Consider the following 18,776-nt stretch of genomic DNA (forward strand, 5'->3'; position numbering starts at 1 on the left):
CGCTCAGCCACGAATATTGAACCACAGCATCGCCAATCGATTGAGCCTGCCCCAGAGGCCGATTTTTGCCCGGTGCCAGAGTGGCAAGCGCCGCCACTCGGCATAAGTCCACTCTTTGCACTGGGCAAAATCCTGACTGAAGCTGGCCACCACTGCAGTGGTCAGCGACCGATCCAGCGCCTGTTGGTTGGCTTCCAGATTCCAGTGCATGTTCCAGTGATCGAAATTGCACGAGCCAATACTGACCCAGTCATCAGCCAGCACCATTTTCAGGTGCAGAAAGCGCGGCTGATATTCAAAAATACGTACGCCTGTTTTGAGCAATCCCCGATAAAAACGCTGTCCGGCATACCTTACTGCGGGGTTGTCGGTAATACTGCCACACAGCAGCAATCGCACATCCACCCCACGGCGCGCCGCACGCTTCAACGCCCGACGCACCTGCCAACTGGGCAAGAAATACGGTGTAGCCAACCACAGACGCTGTTCTGTGCGGCTGATGGCTGCCAATAAGGCCTGCATGATTTCGCGATGCTCACTGGCATCGGTGTAGGATACCCGACCATAACCAGTCGGCTCGCCGGACACAGGTGGCGGCGGCACCCGGACCTTTTTCAGGCGCGGCGGCTGCCAGCGCAGGCGCCGTCCACACAAGCGCCACTGTCGCTCGAACAGATCCAGCCAATCAGCGACCACCGGTCCCTGAACGTCCAGCATGATTTCATGCCAATACGTGTTCAATTGCTCCGGCTGATAAAAATCGTCTGTCAGTCCCGCACCACCCACAAAGGCTTCCTGCGCATCCACCAGCACCAGTTTGCGGTGATCCCGGTGCAGGTTACCGCGCCCACCCAGCCATCGCAGTGGATTGTAGAAACGCAACTGAATCCCCGCCGCCTGCAGCTGATCGCGCTCAGCCTGATCCAATTGGGCACTGCCAAAGCCGTCGAGCAGACAACGCACCTGCACTCCCCGCCCGGCAGCCGCCACCAGCACCTGGATCACCGCCGCACTGGTTGCACCCGAGCTGACCAGATAAAACTCCAGATCAATGCTGTGCCTGGCCCCAGCCATGCATTGCAGTATTCGCGGCATAAAGGCGCCACCATCGATCAGCAAGCTGAAGCGATTGGCGCCATGCCAGGGATATATCGGGCCAGCCATCCAAAGCCTTTTGCCAGGGGCACAGCCAGTGCTATGCGGGCAAGTGCCTCGCTGGCCGTACCGATTACGGGATCCGGTAGTTCTCCTGACTGAGCAGATCCATGCCGCACTCCAGCTGGCTGATCCAGTCAAGGAACTGATTGATCATATCAGGCCCGACAAACGGACGGCCATGCTGGGGCACAATCATTGCCGGCTTCAGCTGGCGAATCATGTTGGCCCACAGGCGGCATACCTTGTTGCCGGCCATATAACGGCGGTGAAAGCCTTCCATACTGGACACATGCTTAGCAAAGTCAGTCACCGGCTCGGCGTCATCAAGCATTGAGGCGCCCATGTCACCAGAGAACAGAATGCCACTGATCGGATCAAAGAATTGCAGATTACCCACCGAATGCAAAAAATGCGCAGGCAAAGCCTTGATCACGGTTTCCCCGAGCGGAATATCCTGCCCCCGATCCGGTACGGCAATCATCCGCTCTGTCGTACTTATTCCGCCAGAACGCTGGGTCATGAAACTGGCTGACAGATGTGGCAAAAAACGCGCCCACAATTTGGAACAGACAACCTTGCAGCGGGTATGCAAAAACCATTTATCCAGCGATGCAATGATGTCCGGATCCTGGTGTGAAGCAAACACGTAGGTCAACTCCTGAACCGGAATGTGCCGGCTCACCGCCATCGACAGCGGCATATAGGTCAGGTCGCCACCTGGATCAAGCAAGGCATGCTGGTTGTGGTCAATGATCAGAAACTGATTCGACTGCACACCGTCACCGGTCACCAGTTGGTCGAAACACAGCACTTTGTGGGTACCGTTATCAAAAAGAATGCGCGGGGGACTGGACATAGTCTTGCTCCTTGTTGGCCAAGGCGCCCTTTATAGGTCAGGCAAGGCACGGACATACTGACCTGCATCAAGCGAGCGGCCTATTGTCACGGCTTGGTCACGCCGTCTTCACAGAATTGACATGGCAATAGCTGAGGATGATGGATAACCATTGTCCTCAGGGAGTTCGCAATGCAGCATAACGCCTATCCACTGGAGCAAACCGAGCGTCGCTTTGTCGTTGAGTTGGCGCACAGCAAGCAACTGCTGGAAGCCGCGCAAAAACTGCGCTATCAGGTCTTTCGCGATACCTATGGGGCCGAATTGAGCACGCAGACCGATGAGCGTGATCAGGATCACTTCGACCTGTTCTGCGAACACCTGATTGTTCGTGATTTACACACAGACCAGATCATTGCCACAACCCGCCTGCTCGACAGCCGGGCTGCCCGCCTGGCTGGCGGCTTCTACAGCGAAAGCGAGTTCCAGCTGGTCGGGCTGAACGAGCTGCGCGGAAATATTGTTGAAATCGGCCGGACCTGCGTCCACCCCGCCTATCGAAGCGGCGCCTGTATCGCTACCCTGTGGTCCGGTATTGCCCAGATGATGAACAGCCGGGGTTACAGTTATCTTATCGGCTGTGCCAGCATCGGTGTGCGTGATGGAGGCCTGCAGGCGCATGCGGTCATGCAGCGTTTGCGCGAACGCTACCTGAGCCGTGAATGGCTGAATGCAATACCGCGCCTGCCTTTGCCGGAAATGGAATTGCCCGCCAACGTGACCGCCCAGCTGCCACCCTTGCTGAAAGCCTATATGCGCCTGGGCGCGCAGATTTGTGGTGAGCCCTGCTGGGACCCGGCATTCAATGTAGCCGATATATTTATCCTGTTACGCCGGGAAAGTCTCAGCCCGCGTTACGCCCGTCACTTCAAGGCCGGCTGAGATGGACTGGAGGGCGGCCTGGCGCCGCTGCTGGCGCATTCCGGCGATCACTGGCTGGATAGCCTGGGGGTTGTTGCTGGCGTTGCTGCACGGCGCCTGGCGCCAGTGGCGCCCGCAACACAGCGAAGCGCAGCGGGCCCGCCTCATGCAGCACTGGATGCGTGGACTGCTCGACCTGTTGCCACTGGATGTTCGCTATCTGGGGGCAGCCACCCGACAACCCGCCCTGTGGCTGTGCAACCATATTTCCTGGCTGGATATCGTGGTACTCGCCGCTCTTTACCCGCAACGCTTTGTGTCCAAGTCCGAAGTCGCGGATTGGCCGCTGATCGGTCAGCTGGCCCGTGCGGCCGGTACCCTGTTTATTCGTCGCGGCAGCGCTTCCGGGTTGCAGCCAGCCCTGCTTGAGCAGCTGCAACAGGGGCATTCAGTCATTCTGTTCGCCGAAGGCACAACCACCAGCGGTGACCGTGTTGCGCCGCTGCATGGGCGCTTGTTATCCGCCGCACAGTTGAATGGCAGCCCGCTGCAACCGGTAGCCCTGGGGTATTATCGACGCGGTCGACGTGACACTCTGGCGCCTTTCATTGGCGATGATCACTTCCACCATCACCTGTGGCGACTACTTGGCAGCGCGCCGATTCAGGCACGGGTACAGTTTCTTCCCGCACTGGCTACCGACCAGGGCAGCCGCCAGCAATTGGCCGACAGTGCCCGGCAGGATATTGCTCAGGCCTTGGCCGTACCCTTGCTTGCAGCCTCGGGCAGGCGCAGGAACTCCCCGGCAACAAAAGCCTGCACGTCAGGCATAAAAGCCAGAAAGTCCGCTTCGAATCCGGCGTAATCCGCTTCCAGTTCGGCAACACCCCCCGGCAAAGCATTCTCTCTGCTCAGGCGCCGCGCCAGGTTATCTACCGCCCCGTGCAGATTGTCCAACTGCGCGTAACTGCTCAGCCAGTCATGCTCGGCCATGAGCTCGATCACCCGCCGCGCCCGTTCCGGCATCAGCTCGCGCTGACCGAGCAAGTGTCGATACATTCCTGCGGCATAGCCGTCCAGCGGCTCGGGATGAAAGCGTGACCAGTGTCGGGCCAACAGATGATCGTAATACATGTCGACCAGAATCCCCGCATAGCGTCGCCGCAGCGGACTGATGCGCTGCTTGCTGCGCAGCACCAGAGGGTGCTGATCGGTATAGCCGTCAATCCGCCGATGCAGCCAGATGCCTTCGCGCACACCGACCGGCAGGGCCAGAGTCGGGACCGGCCCCTTGACGAAATCACCCAGCACACTGCCCAGAGCCGGCTCGGCAGCCTGCGGCCCCAGATAGAGATGAGCGAGAAAGTTCATCAGCGCCCATCCAGTTTCTGCTGCAGCGTAGATATCTGGGTTTGCAGGGTATTGAGGTTGCGCGTGACCTGAACCCGGAAACTGTCGATCGCCCGCAACGCCTCACCCGTTTCTTCCTGCTCACGGTCCAGCCGGGCTGACAAGGCCAGAATGGCCTCTTCGGCAGCCTCCACATCGGGCTTGTCACGATTGACAAGGCGCTCGATTTCGGCCGCCTGGGCAGTTTGCTCGTTGCGCAAGCGAGCCAATTGATCCGACCAGCCGGACATCGCAGACACGTGCTGCTCCAGCCCGGCCAGTTCGGCCTGCAAGGCTGTCAGACCGGCATCACTTGCCTGCTGCAGGGTGCGCAAGGTGGCCGCCAGCTCAGTTTGCGCCGCCATGGCCTCCTCTCGGGCCACCACCGCTTCACTCGATGCCTGATCCAGCGCCGCCTGCAGAGCTGCCAGTTGCTGGTCTTGTTGCTGCTCGGCCACTTCCAGCTCCTCCAGCTGCCGGCCCTGCTCAGCCAATTGTTGCTGCAACGCAAGCAGCTGATCGTGCCGAGCTTGCTCGGCCGCTGTCAGCTGGGATTCAGTTGCCGACACCTGCCCGGTAATGTGTTCAATCTGTCCGGCCGCATCCTCGCTGATCCGCGCAAAACTGTCCTGGGTAGCAATCAACTGCAGGCGCAAGGCACTCTGTTGCTGATACCCCCAATACCCCAATCCAAGCAAACCCAGCGTCAAGGCTGCTGTCAACGCCCATAAAGCCCCCGTATTGGCCGGCACGCGCTGCTCGCGCACTACCGCACGCATACCGGCGGAAGCATCGCCAGACGCATCCAGCGTGCGTTCATCACGGCTGGCGTGAATACTGGGTAGCGCCTCATCGGTCTCATCAGCGGCCATAATCTCTCCTCAACAACGCCCCCTGGCGGGGCAAAAAAACACTGAAACGCACCAGCAGTAAGCGAAAAAAGCCCGATGCAGAGCGGTTGCTTCCCCATTATCGGGGCTTTGCAGAGCATTGTGAACTGGTATGCTTTCTGCATATGTCTGTTGTCAGTTGCCTGCACCGGATCGGACCTGCCAGCCTGGCTGTGGTTCCCGCATCCCCCCAGGCCTTGCCATCGGGAGGCATATCATGATTGCAGAAAGTCAATTCAACCGCTCTACCCTGGATTGCATGACCTTGCTGCGCCGCCGTTTAAAGCAAACACTGGGCGTCAGCATCCGTCTCAGCCAGCCAGACGCACCTGAGCAACTGGTCAAACATGCCAATGATTGTGATCAGGCTGATATCCGTGAGCTCGGCCAGCGCCTGAATGCGCTGTTGACGCCGGAAGCACACGAGGAAGTGCACGAGCCTGTGACTCCGGTCGTCACATTGGCCCAGGGGGCTATCGAGTCGCGTACCTACAAACCTGACCGCCAGACCGAAGCAGAGCAGGAACCCAGTGGCCGCAAACCCGGCGGCAGCGTGCGCGTGTATCGTGGTCAAGTCATCCACGTTTGACTCTCCTGTCGTAAACCCACACAAGTGCTCCGTGGATAGAATCCCCGCCAAATGCTATGCTTGACGCTTCCTGTCAGTGACCGACAGGCAGCGCCCGGGCATCATTGCCTTTACCAGAGGCGTAACGGGCGGCCCGGTTGACCGTGGCCGGTTGCCGACCCGGCAAGCATGTTTTGCACCAGTGAGCGGGGGAACCCGTTAACTGAACCTGATAATGGAGAGATAACATGGCTTTTGAATTACCCGCATTGCCCTACGAGAAAAATGCCCTCGAGCCGCAGATTTCCAATGAAACACTGGAATACCACTATGGCAAGCACCACAAGACCTATGTGGACAACCTGAACAAGATGGTTCCCGGCACCGAATTCGAAGGCAAGGGCCTTGAAGACATCATCAAGACCTCCAGCGGCGGCGTATTCAACAATGCTGCCCAGGTCTGGAATCACACCTTCTACTGGAACTGCATGAGCCCGAACGGCGGTGGTGCACCCACCGGCGAGCTGGCCAAAGCGATTGACGCCACCTTCGGTTCATTCGACACGTTCAAGGAAGAGTTCACCAAAACCGCTATCGGTACCTTTGGTTCCGGCTGGGCCTGGCTGGTGAAAAAGTCTGACGGCTCCCTGGCGCTGGCCAGCACCATTGGTGCCGGCAACCCGTTGACCAACGGTGATACCCCGCTGCTCACCTGCGATGTGTGGGAACACGCCTATTACATCGACTACCGCAATGCCCGACCCAAGTATGTCGAAGCATTCTGGGAACTGGTCAACTGGGATTTTGTGGCGAAGAACTTCAGCGCCTGAATCTGCTGACCTGCTCAGCCCGCAAACACCCCGCCCAGGCGGGGTGTTTGCATTTTTGCGCTTGCATCCCGCGGCCTGCTGACGGCATGATGGAGGAAAAGCCAACTCTGACTCTGGACAAAACAAAACCTTGAAACTAGAGCATCGGCATAGCCTTTCCGTCAAACTGCTTCGTCTCGTACTTATGTGGGCGATACTGGTTGGCATCATCCTGAGCTGCGGTCAGATCCTGTATGACCTGCGCCAGGAGCGCAAACTGATTGACGACAGCGCCACTCAGATTCTCGCCATGGCCCGCGACCCAGCTACCCAGGCGGTATACAGCCTGGATCGGGAAATGGCTACCCAGGTAGTCGAGGGACTGTTCGAATACCAGGCTGTGCGTTTTGCTTCCATCGGCCATCCGGATGAAACCCCGCTATCCCAGCGCGAACGCCCGCTGTCCGATCCCCCCTTTCGCACTCTGACCGATCACCTGTTCGGCGTTGATCAGCACTACGCCATCGAGCTTTATGGGCGCCCTCCATTCAACGAGTATTACGGCGACCTGCGCCTGACGCTGGATACCGCTCCCTTCGGCCAGGATTTTTTGCGCCGCTCAATGGTCATCCTGCTGGCCGGCATCCTGCGCGCGATGGCCATGGCCTTCGTGCTTTACCTCCTCTATCACCTGTTGCTGACCAAACCCCTGGCACGCATCATTCATCATATTGCCGAAATCAATCCGGACAAGCCCGGGTCCGCGCCCATTCCAATGATTCCCGGCCATGAAAAGAACGAGCTGGGCCTGTGGATCGGCAAGGCCAACGAGCTGCTTGACTCGATCCAGCGCAACAGCATGAAACGCCGCGAGGCCGAAGCCAGCATGTTGCGCATGGCGCAACATGACAACCTGACCGGTCTGCCCAACCGCAGCATGTTGCAGGACCAGTTGAATCGGATTCTGGCCGATGCTGGCCGCCGCCAACGTGGCGTTGCCATCCTCTGCTGCGGTATTGATGACTTCAAGGAAGTCAACGAACAGTTCGGCTACCAATCCGGTGACCGCTTGCTGATTTCCGTCGCCGACCGCCTGCGCGCCAACAGCGGCCGCCTGGGCAGCCTGGCACGCTTGGGCGGCGACCAGTTTGCTCTGGTGCAGACCGGCATCAATGAACCCTATGAGGCAGCTGAACTGGCGCAAACCATTCTGGATGACCTCGGCCAGCCATTTGATCTTGATGAACAGCGCGTCAGTCTGGGCGCAACCATCGGCATTACGCTGTTCCCGGATGATGGCGACAACGCGGAAAAACTGCTGCAAAAAGCCGAGCAGACCATGATGCTGGCCAAGGGGCGCTCACGGAACCGCTACCAGTTCTATATTGCCAGCCTGGATAGCGAAATGCGTGTGCGACGCGAGCTGGAAAAAGATCTGCGGGGGGCCCTCGACCGCAATGAGTTCTATCTCGTCTATCAACCGCAAATCTGCTACGACGAACACCGGGTCACCGGCGCGGAAGCACTGATCCGCTGGGTACACCCGGAGCGCGGTCTGGTACCGCCGGACCTGTTCATTCCGCTGGCCGAACAGAACGGCAGCATTATTCAGATTGGTGAATGGGTTATGGATCAGGCCTGCGCCGAATTGCGCACCTGGCATGATCTGGGCTATGACAATTTGCGCATGGCGATCAATCTGTCCACCGTACAGCTGCATCACAGTGAGTTGTCGCGCTCGGTTACCAACCTGATGCAGCGCTATGCCCTGCCCCCACTCAGCCTGGAAATGGAAGTCACTGAAACCGGTCTGATGGAAGATATCAGTGCGGCCGCAGCGCACCTCAACAGCCTGAAAAAAGCCGGCGTGCACATTGCCATTGATGATTTCGGCACCGGATATTCATCACTCAGTTATTTGCGCGGGCTGCCCCTGGACAAGATCAAGATTGACAAGAGTTTCGTGCAGGACGTACTGGTCGACGAGGATGATGCCACCATCGTGCGCGCCATTATCCAGCTGGCCCGCAGCCTGAACATGCACGTAATTGCTGAAGGCGTTGAAACCATTGAGCAGGAAGCCTACATCATCGCTCAGGGTTGCAGCGAAGGTCAGGGCTACCTGTACAGCAAGCCACTTGAAAGCAAGGCCTTCATTGACTGGCTACAGGCCTTTGACCAGCAGAGCCAGGCCGACAGAACAGTCCGGCACCAGACGACCCGCGACTGATCCTGCTAGCTGGTCACCAGCGCAAGAGCCAACCACACAGCCCCTGCACCGGCCAGCACAAAGCCGGCACAGCTCCATTGCGCATGCCGACGCATACGCCCGCTGAGGGCATCTTCATGGTGATCAGAAAGCAGAAAGGGCAATCCACGCCGGGGAGGCCTGGATAAGGTATGGACCACCTCGGCCGCATTCTGCTCACGCGCCTGACTGCTGGCCTCACTGGCAGCCGCCTGCTGGACCTGCTGCCACTCCTGCATATCGAGCTGACCGTCTCGATTATGATCAAAGCGCGCCAGCAAATCAGTGTAGTCAGCCTTCCAGTTGCTGATGATACGTCTTGCCATGGCCCTTTCGTCCACCGCCTCACGCCCACCTCCACGACTCTTGAACCAGCCGAGCGCGTAAAGCACTTCATCTGCCAGCAACAGCTCTTCACTATAGCGGTAACGCTTGCTGACCAGCAGATTCAACACCCCGCTACCACCGCCGGGATTCAGCGGCCAGCGCTGACGGCCTTCCCAGCGACGGCGCCGGGCCGGATGCACCTCCGCGCCTCGCGGATCGATCCAGCACTGACCGGTTTCATCACAGAGCAAAAAGGGTCGCTCGGATTCACCGCTTTCAATCACACGCCAGCGGCTGTTACGTCCAGAGCTACGATATTCTTCGACCTTGAAGCGGTACCACAGGCAATTGGCCCCGCCCAGGGGAGAAACCAGCGGCGCATGCCCGCCACTCTCCAGTCGCCCGGCAAGCTCAACCAGACCCTGGGCAGCCGAGCGAATACGCGAGCGCGGGGTGTCCTCGATCCAGCGAGCCCGACGGTAGCGGCTGAACATCAGCCAAGCACAGGCCAGTGTGGCAACGCAAACGAACAGGAGAAGCATCCAGAACTGCCCCGGGGGCAGCCAGAACAGGCCGTGCACGTCGATCATGAGAACAGGGCGCGGATATTCACATCCGCCTTTTCCTCATCAGTGAACTGCAACAATTCCGCAGACACAAAGTTGAAGGCACGCGCAATGATCACATCTGGAAACTGCTCGATACGCACATTATTGATGTTGACCGCCGCATTATACAGTTCACGCCGATCGGCAATGCCGTTTTCCAGTCCGGAAATACGGCTTTGCAAATGCTGGAAGGATTCATTGGCTTTCAGGTCAGGGTAGTTCTCGACCACGGCGAAGAGCTGCCCAAGGCCAGCTCTGAGCATGGTTTCGGCCTGGCCCAGGCCTTTCACGTCACCCTGTTGCCGGGCCTGAGACACTGCACCGCGTGCCTGGACCACCTTTTCCAGGGTTTCCTGCTCATGCTGCATGTAGCGCTGGCAGGTATCGACCAGCTTCGGTAGTTCTTCATGGCGCTGACGCAACAACACATCGATATTGGCCCAGGCCTGGCTGACCGCGTGCTTGATGGAAACCAGTTGGTTGTAAAGGATAATGGCGTAGATCAGCACCACCGCTACCAGCAACCCCAGACCGATATAAACTGGATTGAATTCCATCTTCACTCCTTGAAATGATCAGCGCTGGCCAGGCCTCTGCGCCATTACTGAAACAACGACTCACCGGTCAGGCCGTGCTGCTCGAGAATCTCGCGCAAACGTTTGAGCGCTTCAACCTGAATCTGCCGCACCCGCTCACGCGTCAGGCCGATTTCGCGCCCGACCTCTTCCAGCGTGCTGCTTTCATGCCCGCGCAAACCAAAACGTCGAGCGACAACTTCACGTTGTTTTTCGCTGAGTTCGGACAGCCACAGATCAATGCTGTTATTCAGGTCATCATCCTGCAACCGGTCAAACGGATCCGTCGATTGCTCATCCGTCAGCGTGTCGAGCAAGGTCTTGTCCGAATCCGGCCCGAGCGACATATCAACCGAAGCCACTCGCTCATTGAGACCCAGCATGCGTTTGACATCTGCCACCGGACGGTCGAGCAGATCGGCAATTTCTTCCGGGGAAGGTTCGTGATCCAGTTTTTGCGTCAACTCACGGGCGGCGCGCAAATACACATTGAGCTCTTTGACAACATGAATCGGCAAACGGATGGTACGCGTCTGGTTCATGATCGCCCGCTCGATAGTCTGTCGTATCCACCAGGTCGCATAGGTGGAAAAACGAAAACCACGTTCTGGGTCGAACTTTTCTACCGCACGAATAAGACCCAGATTACCTTCTTCGATCAGGTCAAGCAGCGTCAGCCCGCGATTGACATAACGCCGGGCTATCTTCACCACCAGGCGCAGGTTGCTCTCAATCATGCGCTTGCGCCCGGCGGGATCACCTTTCTGCGCCAGACGGGCAAAATGCACCTCTTCTTCCGGCGTCAACAAAGGGGAAAAACCGATTTCATTCAGGTACAGCTGGGTTGCATCCAGCTGCTTGGTAAACTCGAAACTGTTTTCACGCTTGTGATTGCGTGGTGTTGCCGGCGACTTGCGCTTGTTGGGCGAGTCCATGTCTGCCTCCTCGTCATCCATCGCAGCGCGATCAGCAACCGGAACATCCTCGTCCAAACCCAGGTCCGGCTCGTTATTCTTATTTGTTGCCATTGTGCATGCCCCATATTCAAGCCAACGCAGTCCGCTGTTGCCAGCGGGCCAGCAGCAATCGGCCATAGCCCCCACAGCTTCCACCGATGCTCACATCCATGTTGCAACAGCGCCATGACGGCACTGTTACCATTAATACTTTTACGGCATTTTCAACGCTTGGGCAAATATCGCAGTGGGTCAACCGGCTGCCCTCGCTGGCGGATCTCGAAATGCAGTTTGACCCGGTCAGTCCCCGTGCTGCCCATTTCTGCAATCTTTTGCCCCGCCTTCACCTGATCACCCTCTGCAACCAGCAATCGATTATTGTGTGCATAGGCGCTCAAATAAGCATCACTGTGCTTGATGATGACCATCTCACCGTATCCGATCAATCCACGTCCGGCATACACCACAGACCCCGCCGAAGCCGCTTTTACAGGCTGTCCCAATTGACCCGCAATATCAATCCCTTTATTCAAACTGTCGTTTGACTGAAAGCGCGCTATCAAGGGCCCCTCAGCCGGCCAGGACCAGCCATCGACCACCGTCGCCGGCGGGCTGGCAGCAGGGGGGGCTGCACGTGGACGCGAAGGCTCTGCGGATGGACTCGGATCAGGTGTGGAGGAGCGGACTGGCGGCCGGCTGGACGGAGCACTGCTGGTAGCAGCGGGCTGACGCCGGGTGGCCTGACTGGCTGGCCGCGCAGCGGCAGCCACGGGCCGCAAACTGAGCCTTTGCCCGGGGTAAATGGTGTAAGGAGCGGGAATGTTGTTGTTGGCTGCCAACTGGCGCCAGTCCCATCCATAGCGGAAAGCAATCGAGTACAGGGTGTCACCCTGCTGCACCGTGTGGGATCCACTGGTTACCGGTTGCCGCGACTGGCCACCACGGCCCCGGTCATCGATATGGATATTGCCCGAGGGGCTGGCGCAGCCTGCCAACAACACAATCAGGGAAGCAAATACCAGCAAGCGCACTCTGGCATCACCTCTTTGCCACCCGCGCTTCAACCCCATAGCAGCGTAAGCCCCATTATCTGTGCAACCCTCTTGTCGACAGGTCAAGGCCCTCGGCAACCTGTCAATCAGCTTGCTCACCACCCTGGTGCCGTCCCCAATAATCCAGAAGATACACTAATACCACGGCAGCCAACATCAATGCCAATCCAGCCGCCCACTGAGCGGGTTCGCCTGTCAGCCGGGCAAACTCGGCTGGCCAGATATTACTTTGCAGCAGAGGCACCTGCTCGCCAGCACTGTTCTCCCGCCAGCTCAAGGTCTGTTTCCACGGCCAGACCTTGCCCAGTGAGCCAATCAACAGCCCGGTGAGAAATGCCAGGGTAACGTTGCGCGCATGAAGCAGTAAGTAATTGATCAAACGTGAAAAACTCAATAGCCCGGCCACACAGCCGAGCAGAAAGACCACCAGCAGGCTGATATTGAAATCCCGCACTGCGCCCAACACGCTGGCGTACAGGCCGAGCAAAAGCAGGATGAAGCTGCCGGAAACACCCGGCAGAATCATCGCGCAAATCGCCAGTGCCGCGCCAAAGAAAACCACGACCGGGGTGGCTTGCAGTTGCAAGGGGGAACTGACGCCCAGCAACCAGGCCAGCCCAGCCCCCAAAACCAGCAGCAGAGCAACCCAGCTGTTCCAGCGTTCAATATTGCGCGCCACCAGAGGGATGGAAATGAGGATCAGACCGAAAAAAAATGACCAGATCAGAATGGATTGTTCAGCCAGCAGATAACTGATCACTCGGGCCAAGGTGGCAATACTGGTAAAAATACCGGCCAGCAAAACCAGCAGAAAAGTACCATCAATTGCCAACCAACTTTCCCGTACCTGACCGCGCATAAAGGCCAGAAGGCGGCCAGGTGTGCAGGCGGCAATGGCCGCCAACAGGCGCTCGTAAATACCGGTGATAAAGGCCACGGTGCCACCTGACACGCCGGGAACCAGATCAGCCGCGCCCATCGCCATGCCTTTGAAAAACAGCAACACAAAAGCCATTCTGCGCCGGTTCGACGGCTTCATGACGAAATTGCTCCCGCCAACAGAGGAACGAAACGGACCGGCTCGACCGCTTGATGAATGAAGTCATCACCCTCACGCGTCACCAGTGTCAACACCTGATCGCGCGCACCTACCGGAATGACAAGGCGACCGCCATCAGCCAGCTGCCTGAGCAACTCTGCCGGCACTTCCGGGGGGGCGGCCGTGACCAAAATGGCATCGTATGGCCCATAGGCCGGCCACCCCCAATTGCCATCGGCATGACGGAAGACGACGTTGCGAATATCGATCTCCTTGAGCACGGCCTTGGCCCTTTCCTGTAACGGATAAATGCGCTCAACACTGAAAATCCGCTCGACTACCTGAGCCAGAATTGCCGTTTGATAGCCCGAACCGGTGCCGACTTCCAGCACCTTGTCCAGCGGACCACCGCCCAGCAACAACTCGGTCATCCGGGCAACAATATAGGGTTGCGACAACGTCTGATTATGGCCAATCGGCAGCGCGGTATCTTCATAGGCGCGATGTGACAGCGCTTCATCAACAAACAGGTGGCGCGGCGTCCTGCGTATCGCTTCCAGCACGTGCAGGTTGCGAATGCCTTCTTCGAACAGCCGCTCCATGAGGCGTTCACGGGTGCGTTGCGAGGTCATGCCGATGCCGGTCTTGTAATGGAGGTCTCGCACGATGTCAGTCCAGGTGGTTCAGCCAGTCGTTGAGGTGATCAAACACCTCATAATGGGTTTTGTCGATGCGCAGCGGAGTCACCGCGACATAGCCTTGCATCACAGCATGGAAGTCGGTGCCCTGACCACCATCTTCGGCATCACCCGCCACCGAAATCCAATAGCCTTCCTTGCCGCGCGGATCAACCCAGCGCACCGGCTCTGCTGCTCGCGAGCGATGGCCGAGCCGGCATAGCCGGATACCCTTGATCTGCTCCAGGGGCAGGTTGGGAATATTCACATTGAGCACAGTGCGGGGTGGCAGATCAAGGCCTTCATGGGCCTCTACCATGCGCCGGGCAATAGTCGCTGCAGCCGGCAGGTTCTCGGTCTGTCGACTGGTCAGGGAAAAGGCCATCGCCGGGCGGGAGAGAAAACGCCCCTCCAGTGCAGCGGCAACCGTTCCCGAGTAAAGCACGTCATCACCCAGGTTGGCACCCAGATTGATACCGGACACCACCATATCGATGCTGTCGACAAAGAGCGCGTTCAGCCCCAGATGCACGCAGTCGGTTGGGGTACCATTCAGGCTGATATAGCCATTATCCAGAGTAAAGGGGCGCAATGGTTTATCCAGAGTCAGCGAGCTGCCGGCACCACTGCGGTCTTCCGCCGGTGCAATGACCTTGCAATCGGCATAATCGGTCAATGCGCTGTGCAGGGCTTGCAGCCCGGGTGCCAGCACGCCATCGTCGTTGGCTATCAGTATTCGCATCAGTGTTCGCTATCCAGTTCGCCTGCCGGGCTGCTGATCAAGCTGACCAACTCGCGCACCACAACGGTGGCGAAACAGCCGGTAGGCAGCGTAAATTCAAGTTGCAGGCAATCAGCCGTGGGATAATGCCACGTCAGCGCGCCTATGGGGAGGCGCAATATGCGTCGTTCCTGTTTCAGTCCTGCCGCTGCCAGCCAGGTACATACTACCGGCTCAGCGGCAGCAATGCCTTGCTCCAGAGCCAGAATCGGCCCGTCGACCGGTGGTTCACCCTGCCCCCACAAGGGTCCCGTTGGATGCACATCCAGCGCCTTCACCCGCGGATCATCGGCTGCCAACCGACTGGCAGCGAAGTGGCTGCGGCTATCGCTGAAGGCAACACAATCGTCATCCAGAATCTGCTGCCAGCTGCCATCCGCCACCCGTGCCGCCAGAACCCGGTTAAACAGGTAGCTGCGGGCGCTGGACAATAGCCGCGAACGCTTTCCCCGTGCTGGTGGCAAGGCACCACGCGCTGCCCAGTCCCGAGCCTCAAACAGGTTTTGCCCGGCATGGCCGAAGCGCTGCGGACCAAAATAATTGGGGACGCCACAGCGGCTCAGCGTTTGCAGACGCTGATCCAGCTGCAACCGCTCAGCCTGCAAATCGGTAAGCCGGATGGCAAAGCGATTGGCCTGATGGGCACCTCGTTGCAATTTACGTTGATGCCGCTGCTGCTCGATCAGTCGCAGATCAGCCGACCACAGGCTGGACAAATCCGGATCTTCGCGGCCGGGCAAATGCAAACTGAACCATTGTCGGGTCACGGCCTGACGGTCTTTGAGCCCCGCATAGCCAACATCACGCAAACGAATGCCCGCTGCCCTGGCCAGCAACCTGGCAACTGCTTCGGTATTCTGCTCACGCTTCTCAAGCAGTAACCACACATGCTCTCCACTACCGCTCAGCTCCAGATTGAGCACTTCCGTCACGCAAAAATCGTCAGCACTGGCTTTCAATCGCGCCTGTCCACACGGGCCACCCCAGGCACGGGGCCCCAGCAAAGCGTCAACCTCACTCACGATGCAGCCAGCAGAATCACCGCATGCACGGCAATACCCTCTTCCCGTCCGGTAAAACCCAGCTTTTCCGTCGTCGTCGCCTTGGCATTGACCTGATCCAGCGTCACCCGCAGATCCGCTGCCAGGTTGGCGCGCATGGCCGCAATATGGGGAGCCATCTTCGGCGCCTGGGCAATAATGGTGGCGTCGACATTACCTACTTTCCAGCCCTGGGCCGCCACCAGACCCAGCGCATCACGTAGCAGCACACGGCTGTCGGCACCCGCATAGCGTGGATCGGTATCCGGAAAATGCTGACCAATATCCCCCAGCGCCGCGGCGCCCAGCAGGGCATCCGTCACTGCATGCAAGAGCACATCACCATCGGAATGCGCGACCAACCCCTGATGGTGGGCAATGCGCACCCCACCCAGCACCAGGCTATCGCCAGGGCCGAAGCGATGCACATCATAACCGTGACCAATCCGCAGGTTCATTGCGTATCCGCCTTGCTGCCACCAAGACATTGCGGCGAATCCGGTGCTGCGGTTCGCGCCTGCCACTCCTCCGGGGTATAGGTATGCAGGGCCAGTGCGTGAATGCGCTGCATCAGCTCACCCAGCGCGGCATACACCGCCTGGTGGCGGCGCACTCGTGTGAGATCGCCAAAGGCATCGCTGACCACCACCGCCTTGAAATGGGATTCCGAGCCGGGCGGTACATTATGCATATGGCTCTCGTTGGTCAGTTCCAGGTGCGCTGGCGACAGCGCCTGCAAGGCGTCAGCCAGCATCGTCTGGGTGGTTGTCATGGGGTTATCTCCTGCTTGTACATGATGCGTAAGGGCTGCTGAGCAACCAGGCCACGCGCTGGCAACACCGCTATCAGCCACTGCAACTGTGTTCGGAAAGTCCAGTTTACCTCAGGTGCCATCCGCTTCGGAGGTTTCCCGCGGGCCAGGTTGGCGCTCTTTCAGTGCACTGTCCATCTCGTCCAGCACCTGCTGGACCTCTTCAGCCAGGCGCTCATCCCAGCGCTGCTGGGCAAGCGCCATGGATTCACTGCTCAAGCGGGGTAAATTCTCCATCAGTTTCTGGCCCACCTCCGACTGATAGAAATCCGCCAATTGTTCGAACTCCTCGGCAGTAAACACCGGCAAGTAAATGTCGATCAGATCGTCCTTGATCACTTCCCAGGCCAGCTGCTGATCCAGACGCGCACGCGCCAGCTCCTGATGTTCACGCAAAATCGATTCATACTGAAACGACCCACCGGCCTCGGTAAAGTGTCGGGTCAGTAATTGACTGACCTGCTGGTACAGGGGTGCGGCCATGCTTTCCGCCTTGGCCAGTTTGAGAAAACGCTCAGCACTGGCCCGGTGCCCGGCATCTGCAAACGCCGACGACGATAACCACAACCCCGCCAACAACAGGCTGACACTGAATAATCTGGCCATTCCGGCTCTCCCTATGCTCTGACTCACAGGCAGCTATACTGACAGGCCACAGCGCAATTGAGGAGTCCTTATGAGCACTCGCAGCGAAACCGACAGCATGGGCAGTATCGAGGTCGCCAAAGACGCTTATTGGGGCGCCCAGACCCAGCGCTCCCTGCAGTTTTTTGCCATCGGCGAAGAACGCATTCCGCTCGCGGTCATTTATGCCCTGGCCCAGATCAAGAAAGCTGCCGCGCGATGCAATAGCCAAGCCGGGAACCTGCAACCCGAGCTGGCCATTCTGATCGAACAGGCTTGCGACGAAATCATCGCTGGAGAGCATGATCGGCAATTTCCACTCTCGGTCTGGCAAACCGGTAGTGGCACTCAAAGCAATATGAACGCAAATGAAGTTATTGCCAACCGGGCCAATGAGCTGGCCGGACATGCCCTGGGCGGCAAGCAACCGGTACACCCGAATGACCACGTCAACCGCGGGCAGAGCTCCAACGACACCTTTCCCAGCGCCATGCACCTGGCGGCGCTGACTGAAACCGATCAGCACCTTTTGCCGGCGCTGCATGGGCTGCGTGATTGCCTGGCGGATATCGCCGATCACTATCAGAAGCAGATCAAGATTGGCCGCACCCACATGATGGATGCCACTCCGCTGACCTTTGGCCAGGAAATGTCGGCCTTTGTCAGTCAGCTGGATCTGGGCATTGAAGCCATTGAACAGGCGCTGCCGTCAGTCTGTGCCATTGCCCAGGGCGGAACTGCCGTAGGCACCGGCCTGAACGCCCCCAGGGGCTTCGCCCAGGCCATCGCCGACTGCCTGGCAGAGCAAACCGGATTGCCTATTACCAGTGCCGACAACAAGTTTGCCGCCCTTGCCGGCCATGAACCTCTGGTACGTTTGCACGCAGCTTGCAAACAGATCGCCGTGACTCTGATGAAGCTGGCCAATGATTTGCGCCTGCTGGGTAGCGGGCCTCGAGCAGGGCTGGGCGAAGTGCGTCTTCCGGCCAATGAGCCGGGCAGCTCAATCATGCCGGGCAAGGTCAATCCGACCCAGTGCGAGGCGCTGTCCATGTTGGCTTGCCAGATTATGGGCAATGACAGCAGTCTGAGCATGGCCGCCGCCCAGGGTCACCTGCAATTGAATGTATTCAAGCCGTTGGTGATCTACAACCTGTTGCAATCCATTCGTCTGCTGACGGATGGCAGCAACAGCTTCCGTCAGAACTGCTTGCTGGGGCTGGAAGTGGATGCCGACAAGATGCGCGAACACCTCGACAACAGTCTGATGCTGGTCACTGCACTCAATCCACTGATCGGCTACGACAAGGCCGCGGAGATTGCCAAGAAAGCATGGCAGGAAGGCAGCAGCCTCAAGCAGGCAGCCATGGCACTGGGGTACTTGAACGAAGCGGAGTTCGACCAGCATGTACAGGCGAGGAACATGCTGGGCGATTGAAGCACCCGGCCAAAGTAACACCGGCTACGG

General features: G+C 58.5%; 21 protein-coding genes. 6 read left to right on the forward strand and 15 right to left on the reverse strand.

The window, feature by feature from the left end:
- Nucleotides 1–3: 3 nt before the first annotated feature.
- Nucleotides 4–1,164 carry a phospholipase D-like domain-containing protein gene (locus BLU07_RS09190; protein ID WP_092386243.1) on the reverse strand — a complete coding sequence of 387 codons (1,161 nt, stop codon included), beginning with the start codon at nucleotides 1,162–1,164 and terminating at the stop codon, nucleotides 4–6.
- A 64-nt stretch (nucleotides 1,165–1,228) separates the two neighbouring features.
- The gene (locus tag BLU07_RS09195) at nucleotides 1,229–2,014 is read right to left on the reverse strand and encodes an oxygen-binding di-iron domain-containing protein (protein WP_092386245.1); all 786 of its coding nucleotides are present in this window, start codon (nucleotides 2,012–2,014) and stop codon (nucleotides 1,229–1,231) included.
- 171 nt (nucleotides 2,015–2,185) lie between these two features.
- Between BLU07_RS09195 and BLU07_RS09200 the strand changes: the two genes are divergently transcribed.
- The gene (locus tag BLU07_RS09200; RefSeq protein WP_092386247.1) at nucleotides 2,186–2,935 is read left to right on the forward strand and encodes a GNAT family N-acetyltransferase; all 750 of its coding nucleotides are present in this window, start codon (nucleotides 2,186–2,188) and stop codon (nucleotides 2,933–2,935) included.
- A gap of 1 nt (nucleotide 2,936) precedes the next feature.
- Nucleotides 2,937–3,779, forward strand: coding sequence for a lysophospholipid acyltransferase family protein (locus BLU07_RS09205; RefSeq protein WP_092386249.1), 843 nt, complete (start codon nucleotides 2,937–2,939; stop codon nucleotides 3,777–3,779).
- On the opposite strand, the gene BLU07_RS09210 is transcribed toward BLU07_RS09205, so the two are convergent.
- The gene (locus tag BLU07_RS09210; protein ID WP_092386251.1) at nucleotides 3,665–4,285 is read right to left on the reverse strand and encodes an acyl carrier protein phosphodiesterase; all 621 of its coding nucleotides are present in this window, start codon (nucleotides 4,283–4,285) and stop codon (nucleotides 3,665–3,667) included. The two genes, BLU07_RS09205 and BLU07_RS09210, sit on opposite strands and share 115 nt — an antisense overlap.
- The gene (locus tag BLU07_RS09215) at nucleotides 4,285–5,175 is read right to left on the reverse strand and encodes a coiled-coil domain-containing protein (protein WP_092386252.1); all 891 of its coding nucleotides are present in this window, start codon (nucleotides 5,173–5,175) and stop codon (nucleotides 4,285–4,287) included. Before BLU07_RS09215 ends, BLU07_RS09210 begins: the two co-directional genes overlap by 1 nt.
- A 235-nt stretch (nucleotides 5,176–5,410) precedes the next feature.
- On the opposite strand from BLU07_RS09215, the gene BLU07_RS09220 reads away from it, so the two are divergent.
- The 3 genes from BLU07_RS09220 (at nucleotide 5,411) to BLU07_RS09230 (ending at nucleotide 8,800) form a co-directional block, all read left to right on the forward strand.
- Nucleotides 5,411–5,782, forward strand: coding sequence for a hypothetical protein (locus BLU07_RS09220; RefSeq protein WP_092386254.1), 372 nt, complete (start codon nucleotides 5,411–5,413; stop codon nucleotides 5,780–5,782).
- Nucleotides 5,783–6,009: 227 nt separating this feature from the next.
- Nucleotides 6,010–6,591, forward strand: a complete 582-nt coding sequence (locus BLU07_RS09225) for a superoxide dismutase (protein WP_092386256.1) — start codon at nucleotides 6,010–6,012, stop codon at nucleotides 6,589–6,591.
- A 130-nt stretch (nucleotides 6,592–6,721) separates the two neighbouring features.
- Nucleotides 6,722–8,800 (forward strand): putative bifunctional diguanylate cyclase/phosphodiesterase, encoded by a 2,079-nt coding sequence (locus BLU07_RS09230; RefSeq protein WP_092386258.1) that lies wholly within the window; start codon nucleotides 6,722–6,724, stop codon nucleotides 8,798–8,800.
- Between the two features lie 5 nt (nucleotides 8,801–8,805).
- Here the strand turns inward: BLU07_RS09230 and BLU07_RS09235 are convergent, their stop codons facing one another.
- From BLU07_RS09235 to BLU07_RS09285, 11 genes are all read right to left on the reverse strand, one after another.
- Complete coding sequence (locus tag BLU07_RS09235) at nucleotides 8,806–9,735, reverse strand: E3 ubiquitin ligase family protein (RefSeq protein WP_231701618.1); 930 nt, start codon at nucleotides 9,733–9,735, stop codon at nucleotides 8,806–8,808.
- Complete coding sequence (locus BLU07_RS09240; protein ID WP_092386260.1) at nucleotides 9,732–10,310, reverse strand: LemA family protein; 579 nt, start codon at nucleotides 10,308–10,310, stop codon at nucleotides 9,732–9,734. Before BLU07_RS09240 ends, BLU07_RS09235 begins: the two co-directional genes overlap by 4 nt.
- A 44-nt stretch (nucleotides 10,311–10,354) precedes the next feature.
- Nucleotides 10,355–11,356, reverse strand: coding sequence for an RNA polymerase sigma factor RpoS (rpoS, locus tag BLU07_RS09245; protein ID WP_092389732.1), 1,002 nt, complete (start codon nucleotides 11,354–11,356; stop codon nucleotides 10,355–10,357).
- A 152-nt stretch (nucleotides 11,357–11,508) separates the two neighbouring features.
- Nucleotides 11,509–12,354: a peptidoglycan DD-metalloendopeptidase family protein gene (locus BLU07_RS09250; protein ID WP_092386262.1), complete on the reverse strand. Its 846-nt coding sequence runs from the start codon at nucleotides 12,352–12,354 to the stop codon at nucleotides 11,509–11,511.
- A 64-nt stretch (nucleotides 12,355–12,418) separates the two neighbouring features.
- Nucleotides 12,419–13,375, reverse strand: coding sequence for a DUF368 domain-containing protein (locus BLU07_RS09255; RefSeq protein ID WP_231701619.1), 957 nt, complete (start codon nucleotides 13,373–13,375; stop codon nucleotides 12,419–12,421).
- Entirely contained in the window at nucleotides 13,372–14,007 is a 636-nt protein-coding gene (locus tag BLU07_RS09260; RefSeq protein WP_092389734.1) for a protein-L-isoaspartate(D-aspartate) O-methyltransferase, read from the reverse strand. Before BLU07_RS09260 ends, BLU07_RS09255 begins: the two co-directional genes overlap by 4 nt.
- 37 nt (nucleotides 14,008–14,044) lie before the next feature.
- Nucleotides 14,045–14,794, reverse strand: a complete 750-nt coding sequence (surE, locus tag BLU07_RS09265; protein WP_092386266.1) for a 5'/3'-nucleotidase SurE — start codon at nucleotides 14,792–14,794, stop codon at nucleotides 14,045–14,047.
- On the reverse strand, nucleotides 14,794–15,855 hold the full coding sequence (gene truD / locus BLU07_RS09270) for a tRNA pseudouridine(13) synthase TruD (RefSeq protein ID WP_092386268.1): 1,062 nt from the start codon (nucleotides 15,853–15,855) through the stop codon (nucleotides 14,794–14,796). Before truD ends, surE begins: the two co-directional genes overlap by 1 nt.
- On the reverse strand, nucleotides 15,852–16,325 hold the full coding sequence (gene ispF, locus BLU07_RS09275; RefSeq protein ID WP_092389736.1) for a 2-C-methyl-D-erythritol 2,4-cyclodiphosphate synthase: 474 nt from the start codon (nucleotides 16,323–16,325) through the stop codon (nucleotides 15,852–15,854). The genes truD and ispF overlap by 4 nt, the downstream gene beginning before the upstream one ends.
- A gap of 2 nt (nucleotides 16,326–16,327) precedes the next feature.
- A complete protein-coding gene (locus BLU07_RS09280; RefSeq protein ID WP_092386270.1) occupies nucleotides 16,328–16,645 on the reverse strand; it encodes a BolA family protein in 318 nt (105 codons plus the stop codon).
- A gap of 111 nt (nucleotides 16,646–16,756) precedes the next feature.
- Nucleotides 16,757–17,290: a DUF2059 domain-containing protein gene (locus BLU07_RS09285; protein ID WP_092386272.1), complete on the reverse strand. Its 534-nt coding sequence runs from the start codon at nucleotides 17,288–17,290 to the stop codon at nucleotides 16,757–16,759.
- A gap of 70 nt (nucleotides 17,291–17,360) precedes the next feature.
- Here BLU07_RS09285 and fumC point away from each other — a divergent pair, with 70 nt between their 5' ends.
- Nucleotides 17,361–18,746 carry a class II fumarate hydratase gene (fumC, locus tag BLU07_RS09290; RefSeq protein WP_092386274.1) on the forward strand — a complete coding sequence of 462 codons (1,386 nt, stop codon included), beginning with the start codon at nucleotides 17,361–17,363 and terminating at the stop codon, nucleotides 18,744–18,746.
- The last annotated feature ends 30 nt before the right edge of the window (nucleotides 18,747–18,776 follow it).

It is taken from the genome of Halopseudomonas salegens, assembly GCF_900105655.1.
Classification (GTDB): Bacteria; Pseudomonadota; Gammaproteobacteria; order Pseudomonadales; family Pseudomonadaceae; genus Halopseudomonas; species Halopseudomonas salegens.